General features: G+C 43.3%; 13 protein-coding genes. 2 read left to right on the plus strand and 11 right to left on the minus strand.

What is annotated here, in order from left to right; translation table 11 throughout:
* Nucleotides 1-55: 55 nt before the first annotated feature.
* From H580_RS0117975 to H580_RS0117985, 3 genes are all read right to left on the minus strand, one after another.
* Nucleotides 56-817 carry an NAD-dependent protein deacylase gene (locus H580_RS0117975; protein WP_036605407.1) on the minus strand — a complete coding sequence of 254 codons (762 nt, stop codon included), beginning with the start codon at nt 815-817 and terminating at the stop codon, nt 56-58.
* 154 nt (nt 818-971) lie between these two features.
* Nucleotides 972-1670: a bifunctional 2-keto-4-hydroxyglutarate aldolase/2-keto-3-deoxy-6-phosphogluconate aldolase gene (locus tag H580_RS0117980; RefSeq protein ID WP_028596019.1), complete on the minus strand. Its 699-nt coding sequence runs from the start codon at nt 1668-1670 to the stop codon at nt 972-974.
* A gap of 25 nt (nt 1671-1695) precedes the next feature.
* Complete coding sequence (locus H580_RS0117985) at nt 1696-2679, minus strand: sugar kinase (protein WP_028596020.1); 984 nt, start codon at nt 2677-2679, stop codon at nt 1696-1698.
* A gap of 315 nt (nt 2680-2994) precedes the next feature.
* Between H580_RS0117985 and H580_RS0117990 the strand changes: the two genes are divergently transcribed.
* Nucleotides 2995-4083 carry an acyltransferase family protein gene (locus tag H580_RS0117990; RefSeq protein WP_051217530.1) on the plus strand — a complete coding sequence of 363 codons (1089 nt, stop codon included), beginning with the start codon at nt 2995-2997 and terminating at the stop codon, nt 4081-4083.
* Nucleotides 4084-4242: 159 nt separating this feature from the next.
* Here H580_RS0117990 and lepB read toward each other — a convergent pair whose 3' ends face one another.
* The gene (gene lepB / locus H580_RS0117995; RefSeq protein ID WP_157283005.1) at nt 4243-4803 is read right to left on the minus strand and encodes a signal peptidase I; all 561 of its coding nucleotides are present in this window, start codon (nt 4801-4803) and stop codon (nt 4243-4245) included.
* Between the two features lie 416 nt (nt 4804-5219).
* On the opposite strand from lepB, the gene ilvD reads away from it, so the two are divergent.
* The gene (gene ilvD, locus H580_RS0118000) at nt 5220-6905 is read left to right on the plus strand and encodes a dihydroxy-acid dehydratase (protein ID WP_028596023.1); all 1686 of its coding nucleotides are present in this window, start codon (nt 5220-5222) and stop codon (nt 6903-6905) included.
* 721 nt (nt 6906-7626) lie between these two features.
* Here ilvD and H580_RS0118005 read toward each other — a convergent pair.
* The 7 genes from H580_RS0118005 to H580_RS0118035 all read right to left on the minus strand — a co-directional run bounded on the left by H580_RS0118005 (nt 7627) and on the right by H580_RS0118035 (nt 16286).
* Nucleotides 7627-8604, minus strand: coding sequence for a Gfo/Idh/MocA family protein (locus tag H580_RS0118005; RefSeq protein WP_028596024.1), 978 nt, complete (start codon nt 8602-8604; stop codon nt 7627-7629).
* A gap of 116 nt (nt 8605-8720) precedes the next feature.
* Nucleotides 8721-9692, minus strand: a complete 972-nt coding sequence (locus H580_RS0118010) for an ABC transporter ATP-binding protein (protein WP_028596025.1) — start codon at nt 9690-9692, stop codon at nt 8721-8723.
* Nucleotides 9689-10672 carry an ABC transporter ATP-binding protein gene (locus tag H580_RS0118015; RefSeq protein ID WP_028596026.1) on the minus strand — a complete coding sequence of 328 codons (984 nt, stop codon included), beginning with the start codon at nt 10670-10672 and terminating at the stop codon, nt 9689-9691. Before H580_RS0118015 ends, H580_RS0118010 begins: the two co-directional genes overlap by 4 nt.
* A gap of 9 nt (nt 10673-10681) precedes the next feature.
* Nucleotides 10682-11611: an oligopeptide ABC transporter permease gene (opp4C, locus tag H580_RS0118020; RefSeq protein ID WP_028596027.1), complete on the minus strand. Its 930-nt coding sequence runs from the start codon at nt 11609-11611 to the stop codon at nt 10682-10684.
* A 15-nt stretch (nt 11612-11626) separates the two neighbouring features.
* A complete protein-coding gene (locus H580_RS0118025; RefSeq protein WP_028596028.1) occupies nt 11627-12583 on the minus strand; it encodes an ABC transporter permease in 957 nt (318 codons plus the stop codon).
* A gap of 83 nt (nt 12584-12666) precedes the next feature.
* Nucleotides 12667-14421, minus strand: a complete 1755-nt coding sequence (locus H580_RS0118030; protein ID WP_028596029.1) for an ABC transporter substrate-binding protein — start codon at nt 14419-14421, stop codon at nt 12667-12669.
* A gap of 491 nt (nt 14422-14912) precedes the next feature.
* A complete protein-coding gene (locus H580_RS0118035) occupies nt 14913-16286 on the minus strand; it encodes a polysaccharide deacetylase family protein (protein WP_342663198.1) in 1374 nt (457 codons plus the stop codon).
* Nucleotides 16287-16378: the final 92 nt, after the last annotated feature.

Here is a 16378-nt window from a genome sequence, read left to right on the forward strand (position 1 = left end):
TCCCTAAGTTGCTGCTTTCTCTACGAAATAATTTGTATAACTTGTTTCAAACCATCTATATTCGCTTAAACGCTGCTTCCAGCAAAAGTCCAGATGAATGATGGAACACAGCATCTGCTTCATGGTCAAACGGTGTACTTGTTCGATTAATGATAATAGTAGCTGCTTGACTCCCCATTTGGGCAAAGCTTGCAGCTGGCTGCACGGATAAAGATGTCCCTGCAATAATAAGCAGATCCGTATGCTGAACATAACGAACTGCATTTGCAATCACTTGTTCATTCAACGTTTCACCGTATAGCACAACATCAGGCTTCAGTACGCCGCCACAGGCTGAGCAATGCGGAATAACACTTGCACTTTCCAGTACTGTTGCTAGTGGATAGCTCTTTTTGCATGATAGGCAATTATTGCGATGTACGGAACCGTGAAGCTCAATAACCTCTTTACTTCCCGCCGCTTGATGCAGGCCATCTATATTTTGAGTAATGATCGCCTGAAGCTTCCCTTGCTGCTCCAATTGAGCCAATACATAATGTCCTACATTCGGCTTCGCTTCGGGATGAATCAACTTATCACGATAGAACGTGTAAAACATTTCTGGATCTCGGTCGTAAAAAGGGCGGCTGACCATAATTTCTGGAGCATGCGGGTAAACTTGTTGTTCGGCAAAAATCCCATCTTGTGAACGGAAGTCAGGGATACCACTTTCGGTAGAAGTACCTGCCCCTCCAAAAAATACGATGCGACTGTGTTTGCTTATATATTGGGCAAGCTTATCAGCAGCTTCATCAAATGAGTAGGTTCGGCTTGGCATTCCTACACGCATCTCCTTTATCACTTCATTTACTCGTACAATTATACATCGAACTAGCACAAAATAAAAAACTACAAAAAGATGCCGATCAAGGTCAAATTGCTGTAAAAGACCTCAAACGGCACCATTATGTCTGTATATATAAATGACTGATTTAAGAACGTACCGCAACCTCAGCTTTGGCTGATAATTCAGCCTTTGCCTGATCATAAGCTTGTCTATAGCGTTCTGCTTGCTTGCGCACATGGCTCATATCGCCTGTAGCAACGGCTTCCTTCGTAAGATCAGAACCGATACCAACTGCGATAGCTCCCGAACGCAGCCATTCGCCAATATTGCTAACATTCACTCCACCTGTCGGCATAAAGTTCGCTTGCGGAAGCGGACCTTTCAAGGTTTGAATAATGGACGGTGCAAACATATTGCCAGGGAATAGCTTCACAATGTCAACGCCTAGCTCCAACGCATGCTGCACGTCCTTGATCGTCATCGTGCCCGGCATCATCGGAACTTGATACAAATTGCACATTTTGACCGTTTCAGGATCTAGAGATGGGCTCACGATGAATTCGGAACCTGCCAACATGGCTGCACGGGCAGTAGCAGAATCCAATACGGTACCCGCTCCTATAATCGCATAAGGACGATCGGACTGTGGATCAGATGAATACTTCATACTAAGCTGTTCAATTGCTCGCAGCGCATGTGGAACGGTCAATGTAATCTCGATGACGCGAATGCCGCCTGCTATCGCTTGCTCTGCCATTTCAACAACTTGCTCGTAACTATCTGCACGAAGGACAGCAACAACACCTTCAGCATGAATGGCCTGTAGAAGTCTAATCTTGTTCATCAGTTAAGCACTCTCCCTTATCCATTTATCTCTCAATATGTATCGAATTCGCCAAACTAGCCTGCACTTGCTTCCAGGTAGGAAGTGCTTCCCAATCACCTACTGCTTGAACGACCATCGCTCCTGATACATTTCCTAGCTGTACCGCCTCAACAGGCTCATAGCCACGCAATAATCCAGACAACACACCAGCGCAGAAAGCATCTCCAGCACCTACAGTATCCAACACATGCTCCACAGGTTGATACGGAACCTCATCCACTTGAGAACCCCGAACGACGTAGTTCACGCCGCGCCCCTGCTCAATACCACCTTTAACAATACAAACCGCAGGGATCAAAGCTAGCTGCTTGAAAATATGACGCTCATCGTCCGAATTGTAGAGCAGCTTTAATTCATCGAGCCCAGGCAAAAAATAGTCGCATTCATGAGCCAAGGGCAGCAATCGTGCTCTCGCTTCTTCAATCGACCAAAGCTTTAAACGCAAATTCGGATCAAAGCTGACTTTGCGTCCCGCATCCTTAGCTATGCGAACAGCAGCCTCAACCGTAGTGGCACAATTATCATTCAAGGCGCATGTAATCCCTGTCACGTGGAGCATACGTGCTGACTGAATAAACGATGTATCCAGCATGTCAGGTCGCATCGTGCTTGCGGCAGAATGCTTCCGATAGTAGTAGACAGATGAACGGCCGCCTACCGACTCTCGCAGCATAATACCGGTTGGTGAACCCGCAATATGATTCACACGTGAAATGTCAACGCCTTCGCCACGAATGGCTTTCGCCACATAATGTCCATATGGATCGTCACCAAGTAAACTCATCCATGCAGAACGATGTCCTAATCGAGACAGTCCGATAGCAACATTGCTTTCAGCACCGCCAAAAGACTTCTGAACGGTAGAAGCATATTCAAGTCCCCGTGAATCAGCCGCATGCAGCAGTGCCATCGATTCACCTAACGTGACTAACTCTAGCTGATCACGATGAGACAACGTTTCATTCATGAGAGACAACCGCTCCTTCCACGTCTTGGATATAACTTAAGTGTATCTCTACCAAAAGTTACCGTCAATCTTTATCCTCTCTTGCGACTTCGGAATCTCGCAGTTATTGTTCAAAAGGATAATAGATTTCATCGTTCTACATCGTACTATTTACATTCCTCGTTCAAAGAAATGTCATAAGGTAAAACGATCTATTTAAATGTTTGTGACATCGATCACAATCTATTGTGCCATCGTATGATATCTTGTGGATAGAGATAAATGAAATACAGCATCGCGAGTGAAATAGGCCGCATCTTAGAGGAGGACTTAACCATGTGGCTTCGCTTTGTGCCTCATCGCACGCGAAGTATAGTGCCGACGATCTCACATGGGAGTGGAGAGACATTCGGCCTCAACTTACGTTTTATACTTATCGTCACCGTCTTTATTGCAAATGCAATTGAGCCGCTAATTAACACCATGCCTGAGATGAAAGCATTGTTTTTGTGGATATTTACGTTCCATATGCCGCTCTTTGTTGGTGTTACGGGCTATTTTGCACGAACGAATCTGTTTGGACCGAATGGCAACCGAATTTTGAAGCAAATTGCCTTGCAGTATGTACTGTTTCAATCGATTTACTCTGTACTAGATATGACGCTGTTTCAGGTTCCTGGTATTACGCATTCCTTCTTTGTTCCTTATTTATTGCTATGGTTTCTTGTCGGTCATGCGATATGGAGACTCGTGCTGCGGAGCTTCATTCGATGGAATGTACGTTATCCCATTTGGATAGCTGTGGCGTTAGGTGTATGTATCGGATTCATTCCTATCGAGGGAGATTGGCTGGGACTTTCCCGTACATTCGTGTACTTGCCATTTTTCATTATCGGATACTATTTTCCTTTTGACACGCTAGCTCGTTGGTTCGCTACACCTATACGTTTTATAGCTGCAAGCATATCTGGAATTTTGCTTGTCGCACTATTTCAACTGCATCCTTATATCGATCCTGCGTGGCTTATGAATAGCTTTACGTATGATCAATTAGGCTGGGAAATGAATTCACTTGCCATCATGATGCGACTATCTATCTATGCATTGGAACTGCTCGCATCCGCAGCATTTCTAGCATGGGTTCCTACGCGCATATGTGCGATTACCGATTGCGGACGACGAACTTTGTATGTATTTCTGATACACGGGCTGCTCATTCGATTCGCCGAATACTTTGGGCTCTATACGTACATTGATTCCAGTATATTGGCCATTTGTCTCATACTAGTATCTGTAGGTTGTACCATTATTCTTACTCATCGATTCGTAAAAACCGTTTGTCACCCATTCATCGAACCAAATGGAGAAGCTGTATTTGGCTGGATTCGCCTTCAACCAAGGCGACGGCGTATGAAGCATAGTTAGCCTCCCCCCGCTAACGCTTTCCCTCAATACGCTGCAAGTATGCCAGTCAGATGCTTCATATATAATTCACACGCTTCACTCCTGCAAAGAAGACACGGATTGCTCCGTGTCTTCTTTGATTGCATCTTAATTCGCTCATCTAGCCTATAGCCTATTTCATTATTTAATAAGTTCAATATCATTAAGCGGCCAAAAGACTAGCTCTGCCCGCCCTACAATTGCATCAAACTCTACAAATCCTTCAGAAGGATCACGGCTGTCTCTGCTTTTGGATCGATTATCTCCCATAACGAACAACGTATTGTCTGGGACAGTTTGCTCTTCAAAATTTATAAAATTGTACGAAGTTCCTGCCTTTTTTGCTTGTTCCACGGCTTCTTTTAAGTACGGCTCATCAAACAGCTTACCATTTATATAAACTTGATCTCCTTCTACTCGTACTTTCTCACCAGGTAGTGCAATCACTCGCTTTATATGATCAGGCCCTTTTTTGGATTGAAAAACAATAATTTCTCCTCTTTTAGGTTCAGCAAACTGATAAAGTAGTTTATTCACCATAACTCTTTCACCTGTATACAGCCTTGGTTCCATAGAATACCCACTTACGACAGAAGGTGAAGCTATGAACAACCGGAGGATAAAGAAAATGAGAACAGCCAATAAAATAGCTTTGGCCCATTCCCATACCTGATTTTTAGTTTGCGCAGCTTGCGTATCCATTGCTATCACGATCCTCTCCATTCGGATTTAATAGACTTGGGCCTATAACTAATAAAAGGAAGTAATCCATTTAATTTTATTACATAATTATGGTATCAATTAGTATCATTGGTGTCAAATGTAACCATAATGCGTGTAACCATAATGCGTAGAAATTTTTCAGTTTTCATAATTGTTTGTGTCCTTTACCGAGTATTTTACGAGACTAATAGCTACACCTATTATTCCTATTTATCTAATATGAAATATACTTCTCCATACACAATGCACAGTATGAAATCGGTTCATCTCTTTTTTATGATTCCATCGCATTTTTCTGGCCTTTTCTTGGTAGAAATTACTCATTAGTTGTGATAGACTCAATAGAAATATACACACACCAATGCAATAACGCGAAGAAGTGGAGGATATTGGATATGAAAGCCCCTAAGATGCGTTCAGACATGATCAAGAAAGGTTTCGATCGCGCCCCTCACCGCAGCTTGCTGCGCGCTGCAGGCGTGAAGGAAGAAGACTTTGACAAGCCGTTTATTGCTGTATGTAACTCGTACATAGACATCGTTCCTGGCCATGTTCATTTGCAGGAATTCGGTAAGATCGTAAAAGAAGCAATTCGTGAAGCTGGCGGTGTTCCGTTCGAATTTAACACGATTGGTGTTGATGACGGAATTGCGATGGGCCATATCGGTATGCGTTATTCCCTCCCTAGCCGAGAAATTATTGCAGACTCGCTAGAAACTGTAGTATCCGCACACTGGTTTGACGGTATGGTGTGCATTCCTAACTGCGACAAGATTACACCAGGTATGATTATGGGGGCATTGCGCGTCAATATCCCAACTGTATTTGTAAGCGGTGGGCCAATGAAAGCAGGTAAAGACTCCAACGGTCGTTCGATTTCCTTATCAAGTGTATTCGAAGGCGTAGGAGCGTTCCAAGCTGGTAAAATAGATGAAGCAAGTCTGACGGAACTTGAACAATACGGCTGCCCTACTTGCGGCTCCTGCTCCGGTATGTTCACAGCCAACTCCATGAACTGTCTAGCAGAAGCAATGGGTATTGCTCTACCAGGTAATGGTACGATACTAGCCGTATCTCCAGAGCGCCGCGAGTTCGTTAAGAAATCCGCGAAGCAGCTTATGGAACTGATCAAAACTGACTTAAAACCACGTGACATCGTGACGAAGGAAGCTATCGATAATGCTTTCGCAGTCGATATGGCAATGGGTGGATCTACAAATACGGTGCTGCATACGCTCGCTATCGCGATCGAAGCAGGTATTGACTATCCAATTGCTCGCATTAATGAAGTGGCACAGCGCGTACCTCATTTGGCGAAGATTGCTCCAGCTTCTGACTATCATATTGAAGATGTTCATTTGGCTGGCGGTGTCAGCGCTGTACTTAACGAGCTGCTCAAGAAAGAAGGGGCTCTGCACGGCGACTGTATAACCGTAACAGGCAAAACATTGCGTGAGAACGTACAAGATTCACCAATTCAAGATACAGATGTTATCCATACATTAGATAACCCGCATTCAGAGCGCGGCGGATTGGCTGTTCTATTCGGCAACTTGGCTCCTGAAGGTGCTATTATCAAGGTTGGAGCTGTTGACGCATCTGTTGGTGGACGCCATGTCGGACCAGCTATCTGCTTCGATTCTCAAGATGAAGCACTCGCCGGTATCGCAAACGGTCTCGTCAAAGAAGGACATGTTGTTGTTATTCGCTACGAAGGTCCGAAAGGCGGACCTGGTATGCCAGAAATGCTTGCACCTACATCACAAATCGTAGGTATGGGCCTAGGAGCCAAAGTCGGTCTAATCACAGATGGACGCTTCTCAGGAGCATCTCGCGGCATTAGTATTGGCCACATCTCTCCAGAAGCAGCAGAAGGCGGACCGATTGCTTTCGTTCATGACGGAGATATTATCGACCTTGACCTACACAACCGCAAAATAGAGCTGCAAATATCGGATGAAGAATTAGAGGCACGTCGTGCTAATTGGAAAGAATTTGAGCCAAAAGTTAAGACTGGCTATCTAGCACGCTACTCCAAGCTCGTTACGAATGCAAGCCAAGGCGGCGTACTTAAGATTTAACGAATCGTACAGCACTTATATATAGTAGAAGAGGGACCTGCCGACTTGTAGAGATGCTCTACTTGTCAGGCTAGTCCCTCTTTCTCTTTCTCTTTCTCTTTCTCTTTCTCTTTCTCTTTCTCTTTCTCCAACCTTATTGCAACTTCTCCATTTACTTTAGTTGCTTTGGTTGCTTTGGTTGGTTTGGTTGGTTTGGTTGGTTTGGTTGGTTTGGTTGCTTCGGGTACTTCAACTGCTTCGGCTGCTTCAATTCGCGTTAACGGATGCCACAGAGGCTATTTTGCATATATTTAGCGGTTTTCAAATGTAACGGGTACCAGAGAGCTTATTTCACAGATTAAACAGTGTTTATCCCCTAAATGACCAAAATAGGCTCTCTCACGACCGTTAAATATCAAATAGGCTTGATTTTGTCAAAATAGCCGCAATAGCGCCCGTTAGGCTAATCTACACGTCAGTGGTGTATCATTTTCCCAGCATGTTGTGCCCGTGCCATATTGCATCATGCTGTCACCATACTACATACAGTTGCACCATACCTCATCATGTTTCACTACACTACACCCTACTGCACCATACCGCTCCATGTTTCACTACACTACATCCTACTGCACCATACCGCTCCATGTTTCACTACACTACACCCTACTGCACCATACCGCTCCATGTTTCACTACACTGCATCCTACTGCACCATACCGTATCATGTTGCATCATATTACTACCGGATACGAATCATATTCCCCGTCCTTGCCGATTCGTTCGCTGCTTCCATCATTCGGCTTAGATCAATCGCCAACGCCATATTATCTCCTTCGTGCTTCGTACCTAAAATACGATCAATCCATTCATCGTACATAGAGCCATTCGGTTCAAGCAGTTCCATCTGCTTAGATGTGCCATCTGCATTACGAAGGATGAGCTGGCCTACGTTATTTTCCATTGTATAAAGTAAGCTCGCCTTTGTACCATGAAGCTCAATCGTATACGGCGAACCTCCTGTTACGAAACCAGTTTCCGCTATACCGATAACACCGTTGTCAAAGTGAAGCAGCGCTGCTGCATGGTCTTCTACTTCACGATCGGTGACGTATCCATAAGCAGCGGAAATGCCCTGTGGTAAACCAGCCAGAAGTCGGATAAGATACATCGGATGGCAGCCAAGATCAATCATCGCACCCCCGCCGCATTCCTTCATGCTGTAAAAGTGCTCAGGCAGCCAGCCCGCTATCGCTCCATTATGAGCAAGACGAACACGAATCGCGGTCAATCTCCCAACCACACCAGATTTCACAAAATGATCCAACGAAATCCCTTCGTGCTCATATCGACGTTTGAGCGCAACTGTTAAAACAACATTGTAGAGCCGCGCTTGATCGGCCAATTCAGCAGCACCTGCACCAGTTATGGAAAGCACTTTTTCTGTAAATACATGCTTCTTTGCATGAATAGCATGTTTAATAATATTATCATGCATATCAGTAGGAGTTGTAACGACTACAGCATCAATATCAGGACGAGCGAGCAGTTCATCAAGAGATGGAATAAAAGGTACACCATATCGCTCGCCATACGCGGCACCGCGTTCCGTATTCTCATCCCATATCGCTACTACTTCTGTCTCAGCATGATTGCGAAATGCCTCTGTATATTCCTCAGCATGGACATGCCAATAGCTTAGTACTGCAACTCTGATCATCGATTGTTCCTCCTTGAGTAAAAATAAAAAGCCTTCCTACAAGTAATAGTCTACTTAATAGGAAAGCCTCTACACAACAACTATAATCATAGCTATCAGTTAGACCAAATAGAGATCTAGTTAGCTACAAGATGACAAGCAACAAAATGACCGCTTCCTACATCTTGGAACTGTGGAACTTCGGACTTACATCTTTCCACCGCATATGGACAACGCGTATGGAATTTGCAGCCGCTTGGCGGGTTCGCCGGGCTCGGAATGTCACCCTGTAGAACGATACGTTCCGATTTGCGGGTTGGGTCCGGCACTGGAATCGCAGACATCAACGCTTGTGTATACGGATGCAGTGGACGACTGAACAATTCCTCACGCGGTGCCAGCTCTACCATTGAACCCAAGTACATTACACCTACACGGTTACACAAGTGCTCTACAACGGACAAGTCATGGGAGATGAACAAGTACGTTAAGTTCTTTTGTTCCTGCAAGTCGCTAAGCAAGTTAATGATTTGCGCCTGAATCGACACGTCCAAAGCTGATACCGGCTCATCCGCAACGATAAATTGAGGGTTCAACGCTAACGCACGAGCGATACCGATACGTTGACGCTGACCACCTGAGAACTCATGCGGATAACGATCGATATGATACGGTGCCAAGCCGCAAAGAGTCAAAATTTCCTTTACGTAATCACGCACATCTTTCTTCGACATAATCGCGTGGTCAACAAGCGCTTCACCGATCGCTTCACCGACTTTAATACGCGGGTTCAAAGAACTGTACGGATCTTGGAATACAAGCTGCATCTCTGGGCGTAGCTTACGCAGCTCGGCTTTCTTCAAGGCATGAATGTCTGTACCATTGAAAAACACTTGACCTTCCGTTTTCTCCAACAAGCGAAGAATCGTACGCCCTGTCGTAGATTTACCACAACCAGACTCTCCTACTAGTCCAAGCGCTTCCCCTTTATTTAACGTAAAGGATACATCGTCTACTGCTCGTACATTTCCAACTGTTTTTCCGAAAATACCACCTTGGATAGGGAAGTATTTCTTTAGATTCTTGACTTCCAACAATGGTGTTGTCATGAAACTTCCCCTCCTTTTTCATACAACCAGCAAGCTGCTTTATGTTTATTCTCATATGTCGTTAAAATAGGTGGTTTCTCCACACATAGAGACATGCAGTGCTCACAGCGTTCGTTAAAGTAACAGTTGTTACCCAACTCAACAGGGTTCGGCACTTGTCCCGGAATCGTATACAGACGATCTTGACGCTGATTAATGATCGGCTTCGCACGCATCAACCCTTGTGTGTATGGATGTTTCGGATTCGCAAACAATTCATGAACAGGTGCTTCTTCGATCACTTTACCTGCATACATAACGACTACATGATCTGCCATCTCAGCTACAACACCCAAGTCATGCGTAATCATCATAATCGCTGTATTAAACTCGCTCTTAATATTGCGCATCAAGTCAAGAATCTGTGCTTGAATCGTAACATCCAATGCCGTTGTCGGCTCATCAGCAATAAGCAGCTTCGGATCACAGCTTAACGCAATCGCTATCATAATACGCTGACGCATACCACCAGATAACTCATGTGGATAGGAATCGAAAATTTTCGCCGCACGCGGGATACCTACCAGCTCAATCAATTCAATCGCACGCTTCTTTGCATCTTTGCGAGTCATGCCTTTATGAATTAAGAGCGGCTCTGTAATTTGATCCCCAATTGTTAATACTGGGTTCAAAGATGTCATTGGTTCTTGGAAAATCATTGCGATTTCGTTACCACGAATATGACGCATATCACGCTCTTTCAAAGTTAACAAGTCTTGACCTTTATATAAAATTTGACCGCCTTCTGTTTTTCCTGGTGGAGAAACAAGACGCATGAGTGACATTGCTGTAACACTCTTACCGCAGCCCGATTCACCTACAACACAAAGCGTTTCGCCTTCTCTAATGGAGAAGCTTACGTCATTAACTGCCTTTACTACACCTGAACTTGTGTAGAAGTTAGTCCGCAAATTACGGAATTCAATTAGATTATTTGCCATAACGTTCCCCTACCTCTTCGATTTCGGATCAAGTGCATCACGTAAGCCATCGCCCATTACGTTAATAGCGACAACAGTGATAAAAATACATACGCCTGGTGGAATCCACAGCCAAGGACGCTTCTGGAACTCTATCATCGAGTTCGCTGCAGAAATCATATTCCCCCATGATGGTGTTGGTGGCACAACACCCAAGCCCAAGAAACTTAGTACTGACTCTGTCAAAATCCCGTTTGCTACCGATAGTGTGGCAACAACGATAATGATAGGAACGGTATTCGGGAGCAAGTGACGGAATATTTTACGACGGTCACGTAGACCTAGCACTTCCGCTGCTTGCATAAATTCTTGTTCACGAAGCATCAGGATTTGACCACGTACGAGACGTGCTAAGCCTGGCCAACTTAAAAATCCGATAATAAACATAACGAGATAAATCCGATTTGCCGGGTCCATCTTCAACTCTGACAATGCCGCGCCAAGAATAATAAGGATTGGTAAACTCGGGATCGACATAATAATATCTGCCAATCTCATAATGATCGTATCGACCCATCCGCGATAATAACCTGCAATTGCACCGAGTGTACTGCCGATCGCGACCGATACCATCATCGCAACGATACCAACTAATAACGATGTTCTACCTGCTAACATAACTCGCAATAAGACATCTCGTCCTACTTTATCGGTTCCTAGCCAATGCTGAGCACTAGGTGGCTTATTTCCGTTGCGAACATTCATCGCGTCATTTATCGAATAAGGTGATAGCAATGGACCGACGAAACAGAAAAGAAACATTAATATGAGTACTACAAAACCTGCCATCGCAAGTTTATTTTTTCTCATTTCACGTAGAGCCAATCTCCATGGAGAAGCTGGCTTCTTAGTAGGCGGCTTTACTTCCACCGCATTGGAACGAACAACTGCTTCAGACACTAGCAATACCCCTTTCTATTTCATACGAACACGTGGATCTGCAACACGATACAATAAGTCCGCGATAACGTTTCCAATAATAGTCAAGAAAGCGATAAAGAACGTATAACCCAGCATGAGGAAGTAGTCACGAGCATTGATTGCATTCAAGAAAATACTTCCGATACCTGGCCAGTTAAAGATCTTTTCTGTTATCATCGCCCCTGCAAATAGTCCCGGAATCTCAAACCCTAGCAATGTAATCGCCGGAATTAATGCATTACGCAAGGCGTGCTTGAATATAACAGTACGTTCTTTTAAACCTTTTGCACGTGCTGTACGTATAAAGTCCTGCTTGATTACATCAAGCATACTCGTACGGAAATAACGAGTTAATCCACCAACGTTCAACGCTGTGAGGACGATTACAGGCAAGAACATATGCTCAATGACATCCCATATGTGAGCCCATCCTTCATAGTTGGCCCCTGTCGTAATCATACCGCCAACTGGGAATATTCGATTATCAACAGCGAAGAACTTAATCGCGAGTAACCCGATAAAGAATGATGGCAATGACATAACTGCAAATACTAAAAATGTAATTAGTCCATCATAGAAAGAGTGTTGGCGTACTGCTGAAAATACACCTACAAATATCGCTATCGTCCAACTGAAGATCAATACAACTCCAGCAATCAATACAGAGTTCCATACATAACGATCAATAATCGTGGTAACAGGCTGTTTATGTTGAATGGAATATCCTAAATCACCAGTTGCGACACCTTTCGCCCACTTTAAATATTTAATATGAACAGGGTCAGTCAACCCGTACATTTCTTTTAATTCTGCCGCGCGCTCTTTCGAAATAGTTGGATTCGAATCTACGAAGTTACCTGGAATCAGGTGGAAGATTAGAACCAATACGATTGACACCCCGATTAGTGTCGGGATCGTCTGCAAGAGGCGACGAATGACTTGAGTTGTCATAAAATTTTCCTCCTAGCTCTAATAAACCTAAATGCTCAGCCAAAAAATCGGCTGAGCATCGGGCATACTGCACTGTGCTACTATTATTGAATTTCAATAACTGGCGTATCAAACGTGAAGCGTTTGTATGGTGATACATCGAAACCTTTTACGCGAGCGTTTGCAGTCAATGTATCACGACGTTGGTACAAGTAGATGTGTGCAACTTCTTCGTTCGCAATTTGATAAATTTCTTTGTAGTAAGCTTTACGCTTATCAAGATCGAATTCTTCGTTTGCAAGTTTGAACAATTCATCTACACGTGCATTTGAGAAGAAGTAATCATTTTGGTTACCACCAGTACGTAACGTACCTTGTGCCGTCTGCGGGTTAGGTGTTAGACCAACTGCCAAGAATACCATCTCGAAGTCGCCTTTTTTCACTTTATCCTGCAATGCGTTGAAATCCATTTGATCTGGAACGAACTCGATTCCTAGCTTCGCATAATTTTCTTTAGCGATTGGGATCAATACTTCATTTACTGCGTTCGGTGTGGAAGCTGTAAATGTAATCTTGAACTTCTTGCCGTCCTTCTCACGAATTCCGTCAGCGCCTTCTTTCCAACCTGCTTCGTCAAGCAACGCTTTCGCTTTCTCAAGATCGTAATCGTACTTGTTCACTTCATCTGTGTAAGCCCAAGATACTTTGGACTGAGGAACGTTAACAACGTCTGCTAGACCTTGGTAAACACCATCAACGATTTCTTGACGCTGCAAGCCGTACACCAATGCTTGACGTACTTTCTTGTCTTTGAAGCGCTCGTCTTTATGGTTCAAACCGATATAGCCATAACCATTCGTTGGGTTCAACGTAAGGTCAGCGAATTCCAGTGATTTAATTGCTTCTACGTTATCCAAAGATGCAGAGATATTAGTTTCACCATCAGTGTCGCCCGTTTGAACAAGCTGCATATTCGTTTCTTCTGTTGTTACTTTGTAGATCAAGTTAGGAACTTTAGGTGCACCCTTGAAGTAGTGTTCATTCGCTTTAAATACAACCTCTTGTCCTGCTACAAACTTCTCTAATTTATATGGACCAGCACCGACTGGCTTCGTGAATGTATCTTTCATCTTACTCAAGTCGCCTGGTTTATAAGCAGCTCCATAAACGTGTTTAGGCAAAATACCTGCAACACCAAATACGTCCAACGCTAGTACAGATGGTGTTTCCAATGTAACTTCAAGCGTCTTAGGATCAACTACTTTAATACCTGAAATTGATTGAGCTTTGCCTTCTTTGTAATCTTTTGCCCCTACAATTGGTGCATAAGCATAAGCATCAGTTGGTCCATCATAAGATTTGTCATAGAACAATGTAAATGTAAATGCTACGTCTTCTGCTGTTACAGGTTTACCATCACTGAATTTTGCGTCTTCCAAAGTAAATGTAAGTGTCTTTTTATCTTCAGATACTTTGTAATTTCCTAGACTTGGAGCATACGTACCGTCTTTTTGAACTTGCAAAATGCTAGCAAATATTGTTTCAGTAACATATACATCATATGCAATTTCAGAATATTGCGGGTGGAATACACCAGAAGGTGCAGGCATACCAACAATGACAGTATCCTTACGAGCTGTTGCATTTGCTGGGGATTTGCTAGGATCAGTAGCTTTGATTGTACCTTCTGTTACTAGCTCACCCTCTGCAGGTGTTTCTCCTGCATTTTCACCTTCAGCTGGTGTCTCTACTTTTGTTCCTGGGTCAGCTGGTTTGGCAGCATCTCCGCCGCCGCAAGCAGACAAGATTAAAGAAAATGCCATTACTGCACTAAGCAAAATTAATAGTTTCTTTTTCATGACCTTATCCCCCTAATCAATCTAAATAATAAATAATCATCGAATTGCATATCTATAACCTGCTAGAATTATAGAATCTGCCGTTTTCTGCCTCTCCCACTAAGGTTTCGAACATCGGTCAAATCGTATCGTAACCCTAGTTCCATAAGCAGGAAACGAATATTTTTCATAATACTACTTGATAATTAGGCTTTTGTAAATCCCCATGTGAGCTTTATTTTTCAATTCTAGCACCACTTTTTGATAACATTTTTTTATCGATCATACAGTCCCCCAATGTTAAAAATATGTAATGTTATTAATGAAAGTAAATAAAATGGACATTCGTCCTCTATGAGGAGACACTATTATTCTCTTGTCCTCTTTGAAAGTGCATTTTTCTATTTACATAAAATTTGCATACTTTTTGCATATTACATTTACATAAAAAAACCTTGGGTTCTAAATGCTAGAAACCCAAGGTTTGATAATAGAAATAATATCCTATTTAACTAAGTAGCACTAGGTGCTTTCTTAACCGCGTGCTCTGAACTAAGCAGCGTTTGCTCCTGCTTATTCGCTTCATATACAAATGATTTTCCATACTTTGAAAGAAGTGTATGACGTGACATAATGATAAGCTTTGGAACAAGCTGCTCCGTATGATTGCGGACTCGGTTACTGCCAGAAGGATGAATAATACGCATAATAAGTCTCAAATAATGCTTACTTGCCCATGCGAATATACTTTTAGGTAAATCCTTAACCGTAAACCCAAATTGCTCCGGGCCTCTATTAATCATACTCACGCCGTAGAGCGCTTTGAACTCTGCATTCACCTCTGGGTGGGATTGAACGTAATCTGCCAGCTCTGGCAGTGTGCGCTCTACATCTCGGATCATGTGTATGGCAATTTGCATCATGTTGCGAGAGCGTGTTCCGATCTCATACAGTCTGCGATTGTCGAAATGAATCTCCAACACTTTATCGTCCTGCCTCAGAACGGTTCCATCATCCATCGTTACTGGCTCTCCATGATAGGGACGCATTCTAAAGTGGAAGATCGGCTGCTCCGGATTCGTCGTTTTCATACCGAACAACATATGAAATACTCGCTCATAACCAAGCCATGCGCTCACAATGATACGCTTTAACCAGGATGGATTGCGAACTTTATCAGCATCTGTAGCACGAATTAATTCATCTACACGCACACAGCGCAAATCTTTCTGCTTCGCATCCTGAAGGAATCGTTCCAACGCAATTAGCATATTGGCTGGCGCACCCGCATCTGCTCCAAATGTTAACCCGCAGTCATGCAGCAGCAGTACTTCTCCGCCACGACAGCATTTGGCCATGCGCTTGTATAAACGATCCGCTCCGACTTTCTTGCGCCAATCGTTGAACATGGCAGACCATAGTATAATTTGGATATGACCTAATCTGTTGAAATCGAATAAATTTACAATTCCCCAAGGAGGTCGATAATAAATGGGGCGTTTGCCTGTTATCGACTCGATAATATTAGATGTCTTTTCTATATGCTGCCTTACTGTTTTCGGACGCATAAACCAGTTAGTCTTATGAACATAATTATGAATGCCTATGAGGTGGCCTTCATCATGCATGCGCTTCAACAACTCTGGGCATTTCTCAGCTTGAATGCCTAGAACGAAAAAAGTAGCTTTAGCATTATATGTTTTTAATAAATCAAGAAGTTGAGCAGTATATACAGGGTGCGGCCCATCATCGAACGTTAGAGCAAGGTCCCTATCTGATTTCCCTTTCTTGAATACTCTAAATCCAAAAAGACGACTGATAACACCTGGAATAAATGCGTAAAACGTTAAGATATAAAAAGACCACAATAATATGAATTCTATCATTCGTGTTTCCCCGTTTCTACATGTCATTATGGCTTCCATTCATTGTATCATATCAGTAAAAAAATAGGCAGATGATTTCATTTTCGTGTAGA

The organism is Paenibacillus assamensis DSM 18201 (assembly GCF_000422445.1).
GTDB lineage: Bacteria > Bacillota > Bacilli > Paenibacillales > Paenibacillaceae > Paenibacillus_B > Paenibacillus_B assamensis.

Bases quoted from the DNA above. Each gene is read 5' to 3' on its own strand.
- H580_RS0118035 (WP_342663198.1), bottom strand. From the start codon at position 16,286: ATGATAGAATTCATATTATTGTGGTCTTTTTATATCTTAACGTTTTAC.
- H580_RS0117985 (WP_028596020.1), bottom strand. From the start codon at position 2,679: ATGAATGAAACGTTGTCTCATCGTGATCAGCTAGAGTTAGTCACGTTA.
- H580_RS0118010 (WP_028596025.1), bottom strand. From the start codon at position 9,692: ATGACAACACCATTGTTGGAAGTCAAGAATCTAAAGAAATACTTCCCT.
- H580_RS0118030 (WP_028596029.1), bottom strand. From the start codon at position 14,421: ATGAAAAAGAAACTATTAATTTTGCTTAGTGCAGTAATGGCATTTTCT.
- H580_RS0117980 (WP_028596019.1), bottom strand. From the start codon at position 1,670: ATGAACAAGATTAGACTTCTACAGGCCATTCATGCTGAAGGTGTTGTT.
- ilvD (WP_028596023.1), top strand. From the start codon at position 5,220: ATGAAAGCCCCTAAGATGCGTTCAGACATGATCAAGAAAGGTTTCGAT.
- H580_RS0118005 (WP_028596024.1), bottom strand. From the start codon at position 8,604: ATGATCAGAGTTGCAGTACTAAGCTATTGGCATGTCCATGCTGAGGAA.
- H580_RS0118015 (WP_028596026.1), bottom strand. From the start codon at position 10,672: ATGGCAAATAATCTAATTGAATTCCGTAATTTGCGGACTAACTTCTAC.
- lepB (WP_157283005.1), bottom strand. From the start codon at position 4,803: ATGGATACGCAAGCTGCGCAAACTAAAAATCAGGTATGGGAATGGGCC.
- H580_RS0117990 (WP_051217530.1), top strand. From the start codon at position 2,995: ATGTGGCTTCGCTTTGTGCCTCATCGCACGCGAAGTATAGTGCCGACG.
- H580_RS0117975 (WP_036605407.1), bottom strand. From the start codon at position 817: ATGCCAAGCCGAACCTACTCATTTGATGAAGCTGCTGATAAGCTTGCC.
- H580_RS0118025 (WP_028596028.1), bottom strand. From the start codon at position 12,583: ATGACAACTCAAGTCATTCGTCGCCTCTTGCAGACGATCCCGACACTA.